17 protein-coding genes are annotated in these 14,225 nt (G+C 42.6%); 11 read left to right on the forward strand and 6 right to left on the reverse strand.

The annotated features are described in order from the left end of the window. Positions 1-6 precede the first annotated feature (6 nt). The 5 genes from OCU87_RS20305 to OCU87_RS20325 all read left to right on the forward strand — a co-directional run bounded on the left by OCU87_RS20305 (position 7) and on the right by OCU87_RS20325 (position 3,896). Positions 7-864, forward strand: coding sequence for a DUF1365 domain-containing protein (locus tag OCU87_RS20305; protein WP_390961480.1), 858 nt, complete (start codon positions 7-9; stop codon positions 862-864). Between the two features lie 10 nt (positions 865-874). Then, entirely contained in the window at positions 875-2,113 is a 1,239-nt protein-coding gene (locus tag OCU87_RS20310) for an SAM-dependent methyltransferase (protein ID WP_261859239.1), read from the forward strand. Positions 2,114-2,189: 76 nt separating this feature from the next. Further along, positions 2,190-2,735, forward strand: a complete 546-nt coding sequence (locus OCU87_RS20315; protein WP_062689265.1) for a DUF2878 domain-containing protein — start codon at positions 2,190-2,192, stop codon at positions 2,733-2,735. Then, positions 2,732-3,298: a chalcone isomerase family protein gene (locus tag OCU87_RS20320; RefSeq protein ID WP_261859240.1), complete on the forward strand. Its 567-nt coding sequence runs from the start codon at positions 2,732-2,734 to the stop codon at positions 3,296-3,298. The genes OCU87_RS20315 and OCU87_RS20320 overlap by 4 nt, the downstream gene beginning before the upstream one ends. A 76-nt stretch (positions 3,299-3,374) precedes the next feature. Further along, positions 3,375-3,896 (forward strand): DUF3833 domain-containing protein, encoded by a 522-nt coding sequence (locus OCU87_RS20325; RefSeq protein ID WP_062689309.1) that lies wholly within the window; start codon positions 3,375-3,377, stop codon positions 3,894-3,896. Positions 3,897-3,982: 86 nt separating this feature from the next. Here OCU87_RS20325 and OCU87_RS20330 read toward each other — a convergent pair whose 3' ends face one another. Further along, positions 3,983-5,665, reverse strand: coding sequence for an ATP-dependent endonuclease (locus tag OCU87_RS20330; protein WP_261859241.1), 1,683 nt, complete (start codon positions 5,663-5,665; stop codon positions 3,983-3,985). 182 nt (positions 5,666-5,847) lie between these two features. Here OCU87_RS20330 and OCU87_RS20335 point away from each other — a divergent pair, with 182 nt between their 5' ends. Then, complete coding sequence (locus tag OCU87_RS20335) at positions 5,848-6,243, forward strand: VOC family protein (RefSeq protein WP_062689271.1); 396 nt, start codon at positions 5,848-5,850, stop codon at positions 6,241-6,243. Between the two features lie 51 nt (positions 6,244-6,294). On the opposite strand, the gene OCU87_RS20340 is transcribed toward OCU87_RS20335, so the two are convergent. Together OCU87_RS20340 and OCU87_RS20345 are read right to left on the reverse strand one after the other, a co-directional pair. Next, positions 6,295-7,215, reverse strand: coding sequence for a YeeE/YedE family protein (locus OCU87_RS20340; RefSeq protein ID WP_261859242.1), 921 nt, complete (start codon positions 7,213-7,215; stop codon positions 6,295-6,297). A 188-nt stretch (positions 7,216-7,403) separates the two neighbouring features. After that, a complete protein-coding gene (locus OCU87_RS20345) occupies positions 7,404-8,195 on the reverse strand; it encodes a M48 family metallopeptidase (RefSeq protein ID WP_261859243.1) in 792 nt (263 codons plus the stop codon). A 203-nt stretch (positions 8,196-8,398) separates the two neighbouring features. On the opposite strand from OCU87_RS20345, the gene OCU87_RS20350 reads away from it, so the two are divergent. The 5 genes from OCU87_RS20350 to OCU87_RS20370 all read left to right on the forward strand — a co-directional run bounded on the left by OCU87_RS20350 (position 8,399) and on the right by OCU87_RS20370 (position 13,022). Continuing rightward, on the forward strand, positions 8,399-8,827 hold the full coding sequence (locus OCU87_RS20350; protein ID WP_261859244.1) for a hotdog fold thioesterase: 429 nt from the start codon (positions 8,399-8,401) through the stop codon (positions 8,825-8,827). A 45-nt stretch (positions 8,828-8,872) separates the two neighbouring features. Continuing rightward, complete coding sequence (locus OCU87_RS20355; RefSeq protein ID WP_261859245.1) at positions 8,873-9,109, forward strand: DUF3389 domain-containing protein; 237 nt, start codon at positions 8,873-8,875, stop codon at positions 9,107-9,109. A gap of 102 nt (positions 9,110-9,211) precedes the next feature. Beyond that, positions 9,212-11,461 carry a peptidase U32 family protein gene (locus OCU87_RS20360; protein WP_261859246.1) on the forward strand — a complete coding sequence of 750 codons (2,250 nt, stop codon included), beginning with the start codon at positions 9,212-9,214 and terminating at the stop codon, positions 11,459-11,461. Between the two features lie 218 nt (positions 11,462-11,679). Then, entirely contained in the window at positions 11,680-12,270 is a 591-nt protein-coding gene (locus OCU87_RS20365; protein ID WP_261859247.1) for a GNAT family N-acetyltransferase, read from the forward strand. A 35-nt stretch (positions 12,271-12,305) separates the two neighbouring features. Further along, positions 12,306-13,022 carry a class I SAM-dependent methyltransferase gene (locus OCU87_RS20370; protein ID WP_261859248.1) on the forward strand — a complete coding sequence of 239 codons (717 nt, stop codon included), beginning with the start codon at positions 12,306-12,308 and terminating at the stop codon, positions 13,020-13,022. Positions 13,023-13,147: 125 nt separating this feature from the next. On the opposite strand, the gene OCU87_RS20375 is transcribed toward OCU87_RS20370, so the two are convergent. The 3 genes from OCU87_RS20375 to OCU87_RS20385 form a co-directional block, all read right to left on the reverse strand. Next, positions 13,148-13,480: a PBPRA1643 family SWIM/SEC-C metal-binding motif protein gene (locus tag OCU87_RS20375; protein WP_062689280.1), complete on the reverse strand. Its 333-nt coding sequence runs from the start codon at positions 13,478-13,480 to the stop codon at positions 13,148-13,150. A 166-nt stretch (positions 13,481-13,646) separates the two neighbouring features. After that, the gene (locus OCU87_RS20380; protein ID WP_062689282.1) at positions 13,647-13,970 is read right to left on the reverse strand and encodes a YdbL family protein; all 324 of its coding nucleotides are present in this window, start codon (positions 13,968-13,970) and stop codon (positions 13,647-13,649) included. 18 nt (positions 13,971-13,988) lie between these two features. Then, a complete protein-coding gene (locus tag OCU87_RS20385) occupies positions 13,989-14,207 on the reverse strand; it encodes a YnbE family lipoprotein (RefSeq protein ID WP_062689284.1) in 219 nt (72 codons plus the stop codon). Positions 14,208-14,225: the final 18 nt, after the last annotated feature.

The raw sequence follows: 14,225 nt of genomic DNA on the forward strand, positions 1-14,225 counted from the left end.
TCTGAGTTGGCAGTGCAGTCACGTAGCGGCATTTATGTTGGGACAGTGCGTCATCGCCGTTTTACGCCTGTGACACACAACTTTGAGTACCCGCTCTTTATGCCATTTTTTGATTTAGATGAACTGGATGAACTGACTAGTAAGGTCAAAGGATTCGGCTTTTCAAAATGGCACCCCGCACGATTTTTGGTAACAGATTACCTCAATGGTCAAGCGAGTAATGTTGCTGAACTCAAACAGGGCGCTCAAGACAAAATTGCACAACTAACAGGTGAGATGCTGACAGGGAAAGTCTTCCTGTTATGCCAACTGAGGTACTTTGGTATCTATTTTAGCCCTCTTAATTTGTATTACTTGTTCGATGAGCAGGGCGAATGGCAGTACATGTTAGCAGAGGTGAGTAATACGCCATGGAACGAGCGCCATTACTACGCAATACCCGCCAAATCACGGTGGAAAAGCCGTTTATGGCAAGCTCCGAAAGCCTTTCATGTATCGCCTTTTAATCCGATGGAGCAGCAATATCACTGGCAGCTCAAACAACCGAGTGATCAACTACGTGTTCACCTTGAAGTCCACGGTGAAGAGCCTGCGTGTGATAGGCCAACGATAGTTGATTCTGGCATAGTTCTTGATTCAGAAAAAGAAACAGAAGAGATCACAATAACGAAAATTTTTGATGCCAGCATGATGATGAAGCACGAACCATTCAGTTCATCTTCACTGCGAAAACAAATGATGGTAACTCCGATAATGACAGTCAAAGTGGTCATTGGTATCTATTGGCAAGCGCTCAAATTGTGGATCAAAGGGGTGAGTTTTCATGACCATCCTGAAAGTGCAGCATCAGAATTAAAAAAGTAAGGAATTACCCATGTTAAGAAGTGATATTAATCAACATTCAGCAAAAGTAACTCCGATGCAAAATGTTGCAAGGAAAGTGATTTTCAAAGTCTTAGAGCAGCTCAATGACGTGGGATTAACCATTATTGAGCGAGAAGGAGAAACGTATTTCTTTGGGGATAAGCAAGCCGAGTTACAAGCGCAATTAAGCGTTAATCATAGCGGTTTCTATAAACGCCTGCTTTCTGGCGGCAGTATTGCTGCGGGTGAAGCCTATATCGATGCATGGTGGGATTCACCAGACATTACTAAAGTGGTGCAAGTGTTAGCGCGAAACTTGCCTACTTTAGACCGACTTGAAGCCAAAACAGGCTGGATGACACGCATTGGTGAAGTGCTTTCTCATAAGTTACGTCGTAACAATAAAGATAACGCTCGCGATAATATTTCCGCGCATTATGACTTAGGTAATGCGTTATACGAAACATTCCTAGATCAAGAGATGCTGTATTCAAGCGGTATTTATAACTCTGAGCAAGATTGCTTAGCGGATGCGCAATTCAACAAAATGGATCGCTTGTGTAAACAACTAAACTTAAGCAAAGACGATCACTTGCTGGAAATTGGCACAGGTTGGGGGGCATTAGCCATCCATGCAGCAAAGCACTATGGCTGCCAAGTAACGACCACAACCATTTCTAAAGAGCAGCATCTTTGGGCTAAAGATCGGATTGAACAAGAAGGGTTAAGCGATAAGGTGACCTTGCTTCTTGATGATTACCGCGATCTAACTGGTGAGTACGACAAAGTGGTATCGGTCGAAATGGTCGAGGCTGTGGGAAAAGAATACCTCACTACTTACATCAAAAAATGCCAGTCATTGCTTAAGCCTACGGGTTTATTGGCTATTCAAGCCATCACCATTGTTGATCAGCGCTACGAGAGCTATAGCCGCGGGGTCGACTTTATCCAGAAACATATTTTCCCTGGTGGCTTCTTACCATCAGTAACAGTGTTTGCTAATCAAATGACCAAACATTCAGATTTTGTGATTCGAGACATGAAAGATATTGGGTTGGACTATGCTCAAACCTTGTCTGATTGGCATCAGGCGTTTAACCAACAAACCTCGCGATTGCATGAACTTGGCTATGACGAACGCTTTATTCGAATGTGGCGTTACTATTTTTGTTATTGCGAAGGCGGATTTTTAGAACGCAGTATTAGCACCATTCAGTTAGTGGCGAGTCGCCCGCAATGGCGTAGTTAACCGAAATATCGCAAACAGATAACGCACGTAGGTCATTCAGTCAGTTATTTAAGTGTGCCATTAATGGAGGCGGTATATGTCTTTAACTAAGAACTCGGGTTCAGAAAAACCAAGTAGTGACCGAAAAGATAAACTGCAATTTTTAATGGTAACGTGCGGCTTTAATCTGTACTGGATATTAGCGGTATGGGGGCAGTACCGCTTTATCTATCTATTGGTGATCATGTTGGTGGTGAGCTGGTGGTTTTTTTCTGTCAATTGGCGCTTTGTGGTATCCGCCAGCTTGATAGGAATAGCAATGGATGCCTCTTTATATCATACGGGTTTTTATCTATTTCCTGATGGGGGATTCCCGTTGTGGCTCATTTTGATGTGGCTCGGTTTCACTTCTTTTATGTGGATCAGCAGAAAAGTAATCCAATCCTATTCTTCCAACGTACTTATAGTATTAGGAAGTGTTGGTGGAATGTTGAGTTACATTGGAGGAAACCGACTGCAAGCTGTTGAATGGCCGTTAGGTTGGGTAAATACGGCTTTGATGGTTGCTTTATGTTGGTTGGTTCTTTCTTACATCTTACTAACGCTTCTGAGTATGTTTTCAGCATCTCAGAGGTCATCATGAAGCAACTAATTACAGCCTTTATTATTACTTGTCTTGCGCTATCTACATTCACATTCTCAGCAATAACGTATGCCAACGCGACTTATGCTGCGCCACAATGGTTAACGTGGCAATCGGTAGGCTATGCCAAATTAACGTGGGGCCCTTGGGATATCTATCATTCTGAACTTCGTACTCCGTCAGGTTCGTACCGTGGTAATACGGCTAATAGTGGCCAAGAGATGGCGTTAGTTATTCGTTACCAAAGAGACATAGATAAAGACGACCTTCTTGAAGCTACCGATGAACAGTGGAAACATTTAGGCTTTACGGCTAGTCAGCGTCAACAATGGTTATCTGAACTTGTTGTGTTATGGCCTGATGTTAAAAAAGGTGACCGTCTTATTTTCGAACTAAATGCGCAAGGCGGTACCTTTTATTTCGATGCAACTAACAAGCAAGGGATTACCCAACTTGGTCAATTATCTAGCCCTAAAATATCATCAGCATTTATTAACATTTGGCTGTCACCACAAACCGCTTACCCGAAATTAAGACAGCAGCTCATTGGGCAGTCATCATAATTGGATGAAAGAGCCAAATAATAACAAGACTCAAAAGGAAGCCTATATGCTATCGCGCTATTTTTCTAACCTTGCCATGTGGCGCAGTGTGTTGACGCTTGTTTTCGTCTTCCATTTATCAGCCTGTTCAAATGCGATTGATGAATACCATACATCAACGCCATCCTTTGAGTTGTTCGAATACTTTGAAGGTGATGTTCTTGCATGGGGTATGCTGCAAGATCGTAGTGGTGTTCAAACGCGTCGGTTTGAAGTGGAAATACGTGGTGTAGTGAAAGGTAACCTTTTGACTTTAACTGAAGACTTCGTGTTTGACGATGGTGAAAAGCAACAGCGTATTTGGAGCATTACAAAAAATGCGGATGGTACTTATATTGGTGAAGCGGATGATGTTGTGGGAGAAGCTATCGGGATTGTAGGTGGCAATGCCTTGAATTGGCGATATACATTACGCGTCCCTGTGGATGATACCACCTACGATATTGCCTTTGATGATTGGATGTACCGCCAAGATCAAGTACGGATGTTTAATACAGCTTCAATGAGTAAATTTGGTTTTAACGTAGGTAAAGTGACCCTTTTTTTTGAAAAGCAGTAATCTAAATAAGCCAAAGCCAAAGCCAAAGCCAGAACAGAAAAATAAACGCAGTGGGTATTTAGTGATTGGTGGACTTCGTTTATTGATCAGCCTAGTCCCCGTGACATCGCGACAATACGTTTTAAGATCCAACGAATAAGCAGTGGGATCTTCTCTTGTCCATGTTCATCTGAGTACGCCACCATCGCAAGTGCTACATCGGGTTTAGCATAACGTTTCAAGGCCCGTCTAATGATCTTTCGTGGTGGCATAGGGGCATCACTGGCGATGTTTGCGAGTTCTCGGAACAAAGGCTCATAACCGTTATTGTAAAGAAAATGCTCGATATCCCTGTCGGGTAAAATCGTTAAACGGTGACGTTCAGCATCGTTACCCAGCATATTTCTTACGGTATCGCCGTATCGACGTCCTGCCATGTCACCATCAGACACAAGGTGCCATTCTATCCCCATGCTACGCGCGACTTTAATTAACGGCCTAAGCCCACTTTGTGCAAATTCTATAATATGAACGCCTTCAGCGGCAAAATGATAGCCACATAGCATTGCCAGTTCATTAAACAGCCAAACTTCTGTTTCACCTTCCACCAGCAACCATGCACGGGCAAACATTGCGCTAGGGCGATGTAGTCGAATATGAAAAGACACCCGCCGTTCTTCGTCTTTGGATAAGGTTGTTGGCGTTAAAGAATGTGGCTGGGTTTTATCTGGCTCGCGGATCAGCTTTTTAATACTGTGGATCGGCACGGTAGAAATAAGATCTGGGCTATTGGTGGTTAAGATCTTTTGCATGGGCATACTATCAATAAATGCCCATGCCTGATGCAAAATCGTTGGATGCAATCGACCTTCAGGATCTTCCAGAATCATAATCGGGCGGGAGATCCGTTTTAGCTCAACAGGGCCACGTGCGCGAATATACGCATTAAGCAGCCCCATTAATACTAATCGACCTTGCTTGGTCATTTGCGGCTGACTAAGCTGTTCAAGCGGATTGGTCTTGGTTTGTATATAGCTAGGGAAATGCGCTCGGTTAAACTTGTCGCTTCGATTGTGCGGCGTAAATGCAAAATAGTGATCGACCAAGGAGCGTAGGGCGTTCACGCTACTTTTTAGTTCCCCTGCATTCACGTGGCCAGGGCTGGTCATTAACCGACGGCATGTATTATCTAACCTGCGCTCGATCCGATTATTTCTAGCCACTTGTTCTGATTCTACATGGCTTGCACTGCTTGTAGTCGTATGGACTTTTTCGCGATGATAGCCATTTTCTTTTTCATGTAAACGTCGCGCATCACGAATACGTACAACAGGGTGTAGCACCATGAGTTGCTTCACCAGTTTATCGCTGTTTTCGCACGCAATATGTTGGCCTTTGTTGTTGAGAAAAGACCAAGTTGTGCTGACTTTATCACCTTCTATCGTGCTCGATATTTCGTAATAGAGGTGCTTAATACCATCTTTTTTTACCCATAGCGGTGCGAAGCTACGGTAACGACGTGCTTTTGATTCAGATGAGTAATCTTCATGCCAATGGAGCACTATGTGCAATTGAGACATTTTTTCATGTCCAATGGCGTAATCGACATGGAAATCAGAAAATTTGAAGCTGTAAAAACTGGCATCTGTGGGCAGGGCGATACTCAACGCATCAAGCAGGGAAGATTTACCCCAGGCATTTTCACCGATCAGTACGGTTAATTCATCAAACGATAACGACATCCGCTTGATGCCACGGAATCCTGAAATCTCAATACGCTCTAAATGCATAGCACCTCCTGATAAAATAAGATTACAACACTGCGGCAGGAAATATGGACGTGAATATCACAAATAGAAAACTTAATGTAATCTCAAGGGGTTAGATGAGAATATATTGAGCCTTGATTGCGGTGTTGTTATCATCCCTCGCTATAAAGAGATAAAAAACTGATAACAGGATGGAATGTCAGATGGCTAAAATTATTCACAGTATGATCCGAGTAAAAGATCTTCAACCGTCGTTAACGTTTTACAAGCAAGCGTTAGATCTTGATATTGCTGAGCAACTCGATTTCGATGGCTTCTCACTTGTTTACCTTCGTAACGAAGAAAACGACATGGAACTTGAGTTAACCTGGAATGAAGGCACAGAAGAGCCTTATACACACGGTTCTGGCTATGGCCATATTGCTGTTGCTGTCGAGGATCTTGAAGCTGAACATAACAAGTTAACGGAATTCGGTTATGAACCAGCAGAAATTAAAGAGTTTTTCCGCGATGGTCAGCTACTCGCCAAGTTCTTCTTCGTACAAGACCCTGATGGTTACAAAATTGAATTCTTGTGGCGTCATGGTCGTTACCAGTAAAGCTTCATTTACCAGCATAAACCAGTAGCGCTTGTTACTGGTTTTATTATTTTAACCGTGGTTTAGTTTGTTGAACCAACGTTTTAATCCTATCCCACAGCTGATACCAACCACCATCATCACTATTGACATTGCGCCTGCTGGCGAAAATGAAGGCAGTGCTAATAGTAGCTGCGAATCATTACCGCCAAGCGCAAGTGAAGCACCAATCCCCATGATACAGCCTGCAAATAAGTGCTTTAATAGCTGCATTGGTCTTAGGGTAAATTCAGCCAACGAGAGCCTTTTTTTTGCCCCAAGTGCCATACCTACGATTAAAAATATGATGACGATGTAGCGTAATAACTCTGGCCAACGCTCGGGTTGGTTATGAATAGAGGCCGCTGTAATGTCTTTTAGTAACTGGCTGGGTGACCACTCAGGCATAAGTAATGTCAGTACACTGGCAAGAATACCGAAAAACACAATCCCGATTAGAATAGCTCTGCGCTCTGTAGGGATCACAAATAGGATCAAGCTAATTAAGACAAATAACATAATAATGACAGTGAGCGAAGGTGACTCAATGGCAGGAATTGCCGAGTAACTGAGCGTTAAGGGTAGCGATGACAAGCCACACCAGCCAATGATCCAACCCATAATGGTTGCCACCATGTGGTAATGGCCTCGTGCCAATTTACTGATTGTAGAAACGCTACAGCCACCGTTTAATGATGCGCCTAATCCAAAGCAGAACCCACCAAGGAGGAAAGCGGAAGTCACACTGTAACGCTGGTGGCTAAAAGTATCAGGTAGCGGCATATTCGTGGGCAAGATCAGCCAAAACCAAAATCCGCACAGCAAAATCGTGAGCAGAAAAGCAGGGCGCTTAGCCCACAATTCATGTGTGCCGCGTACCATACACAATCCCGTTCTTTGTGCTAAATAGCCAACAGCTAAAGCAAGAAACACCGAAATTATAGAAGCCCACATACAGCCGCCTTTGAATGCCTGAGTGTTTAACTATAGTGGGTGGTATTTGGTTATGTGCTGGTCATGCTTGGTTTATGAAGATGGGTGAATAGAAGGATAAGTGTGTAAAAGAGAAGGCGCAGCGTGTGCGCCTATACTGTAAGCAGTAGATTAGCTAAAGATCATTCCCGTTATAAAGTGCATGTAGCTTATAGCTCACAGCTTGGCTTTGGTTGGTTGTAAGCAGGTAGCGATGCAATGCTCTCGTTCAAGTCATCAATCCGGGTATCATGCGATGGGTGAGTTGATAACAATTCAGGTGGTTGATTTCCACCTGATGCCTTCGCCATGTTTTTCCATAACGCGACACTTTGAGTTGGATCAAACCCAGCTTCGGCCATGAGTTTTAGGCCAATGATGTCAGATTCAGACTCTTGCGCTCGTCCATAAGGCATCAAAATTCCGTATTGAACACCAAGCCCTAATCCAGCCATTGCTGCATTACTGTATTGTGATCCGCCAATGGCTGCGCCTGTGATTTTTAAACCCGCATCGGCAAGTTGAGATCGAGATAACCGCTCATTACTGTGTTGAGCAAGTACATGCCCAATTTCGTGGCCAATGACTGTCGCGAGTTGGTCTTGGTTGGTCGCTACTTTTAATAGGCCAGTATAAACACCAATTTTGCCACCCGGTAAGGCAAACGCATTCACTTGGTCGCTATCAAAAACAACCACTTCCCACTTATTAAAACCTTCCAGAGGGCCTACCTTTGCCGTAATAGCATCAGTGACACATTGAACATATTGCTGTTTTTTCGCATCAGTGCTGATTTTTTCTTGTTGCTTGAGTTGTTCAAACGACTGAGCGCCCATTTGAGACATGTCGTTCTCAGAAAACAACAGCATTTGTTGCCTGCCCGTCGGCGAGCTAGAGCAACCACTTAATAACATACTGCTAGCGACTAGGCCGCCCAGTATTAAATGAGAATATTGACGCATAGCGAGACTCCATTCGCTCCTTGAGATTGACTGAACCTGATGACCCATGCTTATGAGGCGTGAGTTTTCTGGACAACATCGAGATGCCACAGAATTACTTCTAAGTATGAGGCAAGAATGTATGAAATTGAAAGTTATTGAAAAAGCATTTTTATATAACTGCGAGAGGGATTAAGATCCACCTCAAATAATAAGGAGCAACCATGGCAATTTGGCACAAAACAATTGATATCGACGCGCTAAACGAGAGTTCAAAAAACACCTTGGTTGAGCATCTAGGCATTCGCTACACCGAATTTGATGACAATAGCTTATCTGCGACTATGCCTGTTGACGCTAGAACGCATCAACCTTTTGGTATGCTACATGGTGGTGCATCTGTTGTCCTAGCTGAAACATTAGGCTCGGTTGCGGCGAACATGTGTGTCGATGACGGGCTGTATTGTGTTGGTTTAGACATCAATGCTAACCACATTCGTCCGATGCGCTCAGGTACAGTAACTGGCACAACAACACCGCTTCATACTGGAATGACAACACAGGTGTGGCAAATTGAACTTAAAGATGAACGTGGACGCTTAATTTGCACCAGCCGTATTACGATGGCAGTGCTGGGTAAGAAAGCTGAGTAACCTCACTGCATCATTGAAGCCGTTAACAAAATAGATAGGAACAAAATGGTCATTAACTTTTCAACAGGCAAAATTATAGCCAATCAACATGAATTGGTTGTACGTATTGATGGTGAAGCACGTGTCACTATGCAAGCACAGGTTGATGAAGTCACCTTTATTGGTGGCGCAAATGTTATTACCGCAACAGGCAGTGGTATTCAATGGTCTGTGCGTCTAGACAATGAAAACCAACTGCAAGCCTTGGCCGATGCGATTGGTATTGCGGTAAAAAACGTCTAATTTACGTCACAAATAATCTACGATTAGACAAAAAATGTGAACCACGTAAAATACACCGCATAAAAAGTAAGGTTGAGAGTGTATTACGTGAGTTCGGTCACTATGAGAAACAAATTTGAGTTATTGGCACCAGGTGGTGATATTGAGTCAATCAAGGCGGCTATCATCGCTGGCGCAGATGCAATTTATTGTGGGCTAGATAATTTTAATGCCCGCAATAGGGCAACCAATCTAACGTTTGATAACTTAAATGGCATCGTTCGATTAGCGCATGAATACGATTGTAAGATCTTCCTTACGTTGAATATCATTATTCTAGAAAGTGAAATTCCGGCACTGGTTCGTTTGATCAATAAATTGGTCAATACCAAAATTGATGGGGTGATCGTTCAAGATTTAGGCTTGTTCTATATCTTGAAAAAGCATTTCCCAACGCTGGATGTACACGCATCTACCCAGATTAATACCCACAATGAAGGCCAAATTGCGTTTTTAAGCAAGTTAACGGCCAGTCGCGTGAACTTATCGCGCGAACTGAACATTCATGAAATTAAGCACCTTGCCTCTGTTGGTCGTGACTACAACATGCTGATGGAAGTGTTTGTTCATGGTTCTTACTGTATTGGTTTCTCTGGATTGTGTTACATCAGTTCGGTGAAGAACGGTAACTCAGGTAACCGTGGCCGTTGCAGCCAGCCTTGTCGTGATCAATATAAAACGACGGATGCAGGTAAAGATTACCCGCTAAACATGAAAGACAACTCGGCATTCTCTGATATGGAAGCGCTGGCAGATGCTGGTGTGTATTCATTGAAAGTAGAAGGGCGTATTAAGAAATCACATTACGTTTATACCGTTGTCGATCAATGGAATCAGCAGATTCAGCGCTACTGTGACAACCAAGCGTTACTGACTGATAAATCAGCCTTGTACACGGTGTTTAACCGCGATTTCTCGAACTCTTACTTACGAGGTGATATCAATAAAGGCATGTTTATTGATAACCCTCGTGATAACTCGATCCAGCACTTTACTGAAATATACAGCTGTAAAACGGATGACAGCGTACAGCAGGTTCGCCAAAAGCTGTACGACGATAAAACAGTCATTATTGAAACTGTTGCTGAGAAGATCCAAAACCTCAATATCGACAAACTGCCATTGAACTTGTACTTCTCTGGTGATGCAGGGCAACCGCTGAATGTACTTGTGACGGCTGGCGGTGCTGAATACAGCCTAGAGACTGAGGGTGTATTGGCTGCGGCGAGTGAAAAGGGCCGTAGTATTGATGAGGAATTACTTACCTCGTCATTTAAGAGTATTAGCGATAACGATCACCACCTCACAACAATCGACATCAGTAAGCTTGCTGATAATGTCTTTATTGCGTTTAAAGAGCTGAATGTATTACGTGATCGTATCAGTTTTTGGCTTAACGGTTCTAAACCTTTAATTGAGCCTGTCGATACGCCGCGCTTACCAAGAATTGACGTGGTAGATGAAAAGCCACAGCTAACTGTACTTATCTCGAACAAGAAAGATATCGAGACTTGTCAGGCAAGCGGGGCTCAAGTGTATTTCCAACTACCAGACTCACTGCACACTGAAGTGAAGAAGATGGTGGCGTTGTTTACAGAGCATCAAAATCTTGTACCTTGGTTCCCTGCCATTTTGATTGGCGACCATTTTGAAGCTGCGAAAACCTTGCTAGAAACGGTGAAGCCGAAGCGTATCGTGACGAACAATACCGGTGTGGCACATTTAGCGATTGAACTGGGTATCGAGTGGATTGCAGGTCCATACCTGAACTTATCTAACTCGTTCAGCCTTGAATGTTTGAAGCAAGAATATGGCTGTACTGGTGCATTCATTTCTAATGAATTAAACAAGAAACAGATCAAGCCGATTATTCGCCCTAGTGATTTTGAATTACACCACAGCATCTATCACCCAATCATGATATTAATGAGCCGTCAGTGCTTATTCCATCAAACGGTTGGCTGTAAGGTGAAGGCATTTGATTCTAAGTGTCTAAAAGGTTGTAAGAAAACGGCTTCGATCATTAATATGCGTGAATCTTCTTTTATTATTGATAAGCAGAAGGGCGATCACAACGCAATGTATAGCCAGTTTAACTTCATGAACACTGATATCATCAATGATATGCCAGCGAAGTTCTCACATTACTTTGTCGATTTACGTGACATAAAAACAGATACCCAAGTGTCTGTTGATAAAGCCGCTCTACTTGCATTGTTCACGCGTGCAATTAATGGTGATGACACTGCAATTACTGAACTAAGTGACGCGGTAACGCAAACAAGTAACGCTCAGTACCGTAAAGGGCTGTAGCGGCTTTATAATTACCTAGCTGCAATATAAAAGCATAAAGCCACTCAGAATGAGTCTGGGTGGCTTTATAAGCTTCTACAATCGTTATCTAATAAGTAAGCCTCTATAAATAGGCTCGCTAATAAACAGACTAGCGAAATCCACTGGCTATAAACTAGAACACAGTTAAGGCAGTTAGACACTTAGGTCAGAGTTAGCAATAACAAGGAGTAACGTCGATGGAGTACGACAGAGAGGGATTTACGACAGCGCGACTCAATGTTGAAGAGTATTGTCCTGTTGCTTCGTGCGTTTATGATGACTTGTTAGATCAAGTGGTCGCTATTCTTTCACCTAATGTCGTTAAATCCCTTCCTCCATATTTTAGTCATGTTACCTCGCCACAATTAGCTCAACACTGGTTAGATAAAGTGTCGGCTGAAAGTCGCCTGTTTATCATTTCTCATACAGAACAAGCGCGAATTATTGGCTTTTTGTTTTTGTACCAAGAGTCTTTAGTTGAACCTTTAATTCAACCGAATCGCGTTAGCGAAAAATCCGATGCAAAACAGATTTCAAGTTTGGCCCATATAGGCTATTTATTGAATGAAGCGGATTGGGGGCAAGGTTACGCCACAGAGTTTCTTCAGGGCTTTATAGCGTGGAGTAAAGATCAGCTAGAAATCGCGGGTTTAATTGGTGGCGTTGAAAAAGACAATCTTGCTTCTGCTAATTTGTTGGAACGTTTAGGTTTTATTGCTCAACCCACTGAAGAAATAACCAGTCCAGTGACTTTTTATCAGTATTCATTCAAGAGCGATATGTCATAATTGCGGCTTGTTCTTTTTTCATTTCTAGGTTGTGTATGAAGTCTGATATGTACTCAAAGCATGCTGAAAAATATGACGCTGCTGTTCAAAATAATATTTATAACGCTCACCTAGAGCGCCCGTCACTGCAGGCTATGCTTGGCGATCTTACCGGTTGCCATATTCTTGATTTAGGATGCGGTACAGGTGTGTATGCCGAGTACTTGTTTGATCAAGGTGCAAAAAAAGTAACATGCGTTGATTATTCTCAGGACATGATTGACTTGGTGACGAATAAGTTGGGCGCCGAATTTGGCCATCGCATGACGGCTTATGCGCAAGATATAACGATAGGCCTTCCTAGCGAGTCATCAAATAGCCTTGATGTGATTATCTGTCCATTGGTATTGCACTACATTAAAGATTTAACGCCATTGTTTGCAGAAGTGAATCGCGTGCTTAAGCTTGGTGGTTACATGGTGTTTTCAACCCACCATCCGTTTGTCGATTTTGAATGTAGCTTATCTGGTAATTATTTCGAGCAAGAACGTGTAACAGAAACATGGAATACAATTGGAGAGCCAGTAGAGGTGACTTTCTATCGACGTTCACTTACCGATATTATGGCGGCCATAACGGCGAGTGGTTTAGCGGTTACACAGCTAACGGAAGGGAAGGTTGATGAAAAAGCCAAAACTATTAGTGCAGAGACGTACGAACACCTTTCGAAAAATCCTAATTTCTTATTCGTTAAATGCCAGAAACTTGCCTAACCATAGTTAATGTGGCTTAAATAAAAAAAGCTGCACCGTGTATGTGCAGCTTCTTATGCTGGTGGTGATTAAAGGCGACTATGTTTGATTAATATCCTTTAATTCCCTCAATTAAGCTTAATAGCTTATGCGCAGCACTTCTTGTATTTCTTACCGCTACCGCAAGAACATGGATCGTTACGGTTTGGTGTTTTATCGAAAGTTGTTGTTTGTGGCTTGTTAAGAAGGCCATGTAATTCAACAAGGTCTTCTTCTTTGTCAGCTGAAACTTCGATGTTTGCCACAAGTGCATTGTCAGCCAAAATCGCCATGACTTCTTCTTTTTTCTCATCGCTGTTTACGATCAAAGAAAGCGGCTGTTCCTCGGTACCTAGCTTAGCGCTGCGCTTAGTATTGAAGCCGTAGCTTGCGTGCTTAGGTTTTTTCTCGATACGGCCTTTATAGAAGAATTTAGACATTGCAGTCACCTGTAACAAAGTAAAGAAGCAGGGGTTATACAGCAAAATCGGTATTCAATAAAACCCTTTTGACAATATTGGTTTATTTAAGTCATTCTAGGGTGAATAAAGGCAGAAAGTTGTAAAAGAGCAGGGAAGGAAGTAATGAATAAAGGATTGGCTCAATTTATTTTTTAACCCATTTTCCTGAACTATTTTGGTAATAATGACCAGGGCGAGTTTTCTCAATCGCTTTCTTATAAGCAAGTCGACCAACTTCTGATGGGCTTAACCCATGCGAAACAGAAATGCGTTTGTAGCTGGCTTCACGTTGTGTGTTTACAGTAGAGACAAGCCGTCTCACTTCAGATGAAGGTGAAGAGGTAATCGGTGCAACAAAACCACTATTGGTTTCCCCGACTAAGCCTTGGTCTTTGGCATCTTGTAACTCAAGCGCAAAGGCTTGTGCAGATATCAAAAAGGCGAAAATAAAGATTAGGTATTTTTTCATGGCATTCTCCCTGCCGAATTAGAATACATCGTCATCGTTGAATAAGTCATCTATTTCCTTATCGACTTTGATCCTAATCTCATGTTCAATTTTGACATTCAGGTTAACTTCTATCGGTTTGTCTGATGCAGCAACTTGAACAGTTGGTGTACACCCCATTAATCCGAGTGTAGAAACTACGAAGATCAATGCTAAGAGTGTGAGCGAGAATGAAAATTTAAGCTGTATTATATCCATTGGAAACGACCTTTAACT

The organism is Photobacterium sanguinicancri (assembly GCF_024346675.1).
In the GTDB taxonomy this organism is placed as follows: Bacteria; Pseudomonadota; Gammaproteobacteria; order Enterobacterales; family Vibrionaceae; genus Photobacterium; species Photobacterium sanguinicancri.

Bases quoted from the DNA above. Each gene is read 5' to 3' on its own strand.
- OCU87_RS20360 (WP_261859246.1), top strand. From the start codon at position 9,212: ATGAGAAACAAATTTGAGTTATTGGCACCAGGTGGTGATATTGAGTCA.
- OCU87_RS20345 (WP_261859243.1), bottom strand. From the start codon at position 8,195: ATGCGTCAATATTCTCATTTAATACTGGGCGGCCTAGTCGCTAGCAGT.
- OCU87_RS20310 (WP_261859239.1), top strand. From the start codon at position 875: ATGTTAAGAAGTGATATTAATCAACATTCAGCAAAAGTAACTCCGATG.
- OCU87_RS20355 (WP_261859245.1), top strand. From the start codon at position 8,873: ATGGTCATTAACTTTTCAACAGGCAAAATTATAGCCAATCAACATGAA.
- OCU87_RS20350 (WP_261859244.1), top strand. From the start codon at position 8,399: ATGGCAATTTGGCACAAAACAATTGATATCGACGCGCTAAACGAGAGT.
- OCU87_RS20370 (WP_261859248.1), top strand. From the start codon at position 12,306: ATGAAGTCTGATATGTACTCAAAGCATGCTGAAAAATATGACGCTGCT.
- OCU87_RS20375 (WP_062689280.1), bottom strand. From the start codon at position 13,480: ATGTCTAAATTCTTCTATAAAGGCCGTATCGAGAAAAAACCTAAGCAC.
- OCU87_RS20385 (WP_062689284.1), bottom strand. From the start codon at position 14,207: ATGGATATAATACAGCTTAAATTTTCATTCTCGCTCACACTCTTAGCA.
- OCU87_RS20380 (WP_062689282.1), bottom strand. From the start codon at position 13,970: ATGAAAAAATACCTAATCTTTATTTTCGCCTTTTTGATATCTGCACAA.
- OCU87_RS20335 (WP_062689271.1), top strand. From the start codon at position 5,848: ATGGCTAAAATTATTCACAGTATGATCCGAGTAAAAGATCTTCAACCG.
- OCU87_RS20340 (WP_261859242.1), bottom strand. From the start codon at position 7,215: ATGTGGGCTTCTATAATTTCGGTGTTTCTTGCTTTAGCTGTTGGCTAT.
- OCU87_RS20315 (WP_062689265.1), top strand. From the start codon at position 2,190: ATGTCTTTAACTAAGAACTCGGGTTCAGAAAAACCAAGTAGTGACCGA.
- OCU87_RS20320 (WP_261859240.1), top strand. From the start codon at position 2,732: ATGAAGCAACTAATTACAGCCTTTATTATTACTTGTCTTGCGCTATCT.
- OCU87_RS20330 (WP_261859241.1), bottom strand. From the start codon at position 5,665: ATGCATTTAGAGCGTATTGAGATTTCAGGATTCCGTGGCATCAAGCGG.
- OCU87_RS20325 (WP_062689309.1), top strand. From the start codon at position 3,375: ATGTGGCGCAGTGTGTTGACGCTTGTTTTCGTCTTCCATTTATCAGCC.
- OCU87_RS20365 (WP_261859247.1), top strand. From the start codon at position 11,680: ATGGAGTACGACAGAGAGGGATTTACGACAGCGCGACTCAATGTTGAA.